General features: G+C 70.2%; 3 protein-coding genes and 1 pseudogene. 2 read left to right on the top strand and 2 right to left on the bottom strand.

Annotated features, from left to right (window positions below):
* Nucleotides 1-52: 52 nt before the first annotated feature.
* Both IEZ11_RS50295 and IEZ11_RS50290 read right to left on the bottom strand, forming a co-directional pair.
* Complete coding sequence (locus IEZ11_RS50295) at nt 53-469, bottom strand: hypothetical protein (protein WP_189269839.1); 417 nt, start codon at nt 467-469, stop codon at nt 53-55.
* Nucleotides 466-864 carry a hypothetical protein gene (locus tag IEZ11_RS50290; RefSeq protein WP_189269838.1) on the bottom strand — a complete coding sequence of 133 codons (399 nt, stop codon included), beginning with the start codon at nt 862-864 and terminating at the stop codon, nt 466-468. Before IEZ11_RS50290 ends, IEZ11_RS50295 begins: the two co-directional genes overlap by 4 nt.
* A gap of 65 nt (nt 865-929) precedes the next feature.
* Here IEZ11_RS50290 and IEZ11_RS50285 point away from each other — a divergent pair, with 65 nt between their 5' ends.
* Both IEZ11_RS50285 and IEZ11_RS50280 read left to right on the top strand, forming a co-directional pair.
* The gene (locus IEZ11_RS50285; RefSeq protein WP_189269837.1) at nt 930-1,298 is read left to right on the top strand and encodes a hypothetical protein; all 369 of its coding nucleotides are present in this window, start codon (nt 930-932) and stop codon (nt 1,296-1,298) included.
* Nucleotides 1,299-1,515: 217 nt separating this feature from the next.
* A pseudogene (locus tag IEZ11_RS50280) lies at nt 1,516-1,964 on the top strand (hypothetical protein); the annotation flags it as partial.

The raw sequence follows: 1,964 nt of genomic DNA, 5'->3' as shown, positions 1-1,964 counted from the left end.
AAGTCCGCCACCCATGGGTGGCGGACTTCGCACGTATCTCCACCAACGACCATCAAAGGATGTTGCCCTGGGCGTGGAGCCGTCCGATCTCCGTGATTGCCTCGGCCAGGACCAAGCTGAGTTGATCGGCGCCTTCACCGGCTAGGTCGGCTTCACTGGCCGTGCGGTGCAGCCGGTTCTCAGCGAGGCGGGCGCGCAGGCCGGAGGAGTCGGTGGTCAGCTTGTGCGCCATGGCAACGACCATGCCGTAGTAGCCGTGCATCAGGTCTTTCAGGCCGTCCTGGTCGACCGCGCCGTTCTCCATCGTGTTCGCCACCGCGATGAACTCGCACAGGGCCAGCAGTTGCCCGACCGCGATGACCGGGCTCTCGACCGTTCCGCCCGCCGGGTTCGCCCCAAGCGCGGCCAACGCTTGCTCGACCTGCTGGATGGAGATGGGTCCCTTGATGTCCGTGTCCTCGTTGCTCATGCGCCGCAGCGTAGTGCGCGGCAAGAGGACAGGTTACCGAGCGTCACGAAGTGGCGGGTTTTGCGCGTATCTCCTCCGACCCCGACGTTCTTCTTCCGGGCCGTCTCGATCAGCAGCCCCTCGGCCGTGGTGAAGTCCTCGCGCAGCTTGCGCAGGACCAGCAGCGTGGCCAGCAGGTCAGTGGGGGACAGGTTCTTGAGGTCGGAGACGTACGCCCGCTCGATCACCTCGTCGAGCCGCTCGGCCACCTCCACGACCTTCCCGCCGGGCCAGTATTCGGGGTCGAGGCCGTAGTCCTCTTCGTCGGCGCTCGACAGATGGGACCAGGCGGCGTCCCGTTCGTGCTCGGCGCGGGGGGTGTCGTCCGGCCCGTTGCGCGGGGGCGTCGTCTTCATGACGACACACGATGTCATCGGGAGGACGACATCAGGGCGGCGGGGTTCCCGCATCGCCCGTGCGGGTGACACCAGACCGTGAGACGGACCGTGCCCCCAGGTCCCGGCCCGCCCGGCGGGAGTTCCCGGGACCGAACCGGCTGCGGCGGCCGGCTGTGGCGTACGACGGGCTGAAGCGCTCGCACTGGGTGCCGATGCCCCTGGAGGCCGACATGCTCAGCTCCCCGAACCAACCGACAACCGAAGCCGCGATACGTGCCTCGTGGCGGGCGGCACTCGACAGCCTGATCGGCACCTACCTGGATTCCCTGGACCCGCACAGCGACCTCACACTCTGCGCTCCGAAGCCCTGGTCGGTGTACCCGGTACACCTGCACACGATCACCGGCCGCACCCCGTCCGTACGGAAGCCCCCACCGGAGAGCAGCCTTTGACCACAACCCCGTTGCTTCACGGCGCGCACGGTCCGCACCACGACGATGCGGATTCGCGCCGGGGAGTGACGGGGCAGCGGGGTCCCGGGGGCGGCGAAGCCCCCGGGTACCACGCAGCCCAGCCACTCGTTCCCCGTCCCTCCTCCTGCAGCCGGACCACTCGAACGAGTGACGTCTTCGCTTCCCGTGGCGCGGCCGGCAGGAGGAGACTGGAGCCATGACGAAGGACCCGGACCGCCCGCCGGTCGAGGGCGACCTGGTCGCCGCGCTCGACCCGGGCGAGGCCCGTGCGCTGACCGCCGAGATCCGGGAAGCGATCAAGGCCGTGCGGACGGCGACCGGACGGCTGGCCGCTGCTGTGCGGCGCGCCCATGAGGTCCGGGTCTGGGTCGTCCTGGGCTATCCGACGTGGAAGGCGTACGCGCGGGCGGAATTCGGGATCGGCCGCAGCCACGCCTACCGGCTGGTCGACCAGGCGGCGACGGCCGAGCAGCTCGGCGACGCGCTGGTCGAGCTGGGTCTGATGTCCCCCGCGGGGGACGATGTCCTCACCGACCTCTCCGGCCGGGCCTGGCGGGAGATCCAGGGCAGGGCGCAGGACGTGGCGGCCCTGGTCGCCGACCGTGCCGCCGCGCTCGGCAGCGCGCCGGACGTCGAGCAGCTGCG

The sequence above is a fragment of the Streptomyces fuscichromogenes genome, assembly GCF_014645815.1.
Lineage (GTDB): Bacteria > Actinomycetota > Actinomycetes > Streptomycetales > Streptomycetaceae > Streptomyces > Streptomyces fuscichromogenes.
This window is presented reverse-complemented; position numbering and strand designations above follow the sequence as displayed.

Coding starts and splice junctions, on each gene's coding strand:
- IEZ11_RS50290 (WP_189269838.1), bottom strand. CDS start 864: ATGAAGACGACGCCCCCGCGCAACGGGCCGGACGACACCCCCCGCGCC.
- IEZ11_RS50295 (WP_189269839.1), bottom strand. CDS start 469: ATGAGCAACGAGGACACGGACATCAAGGGACCCATCTCCATCCAGCAG.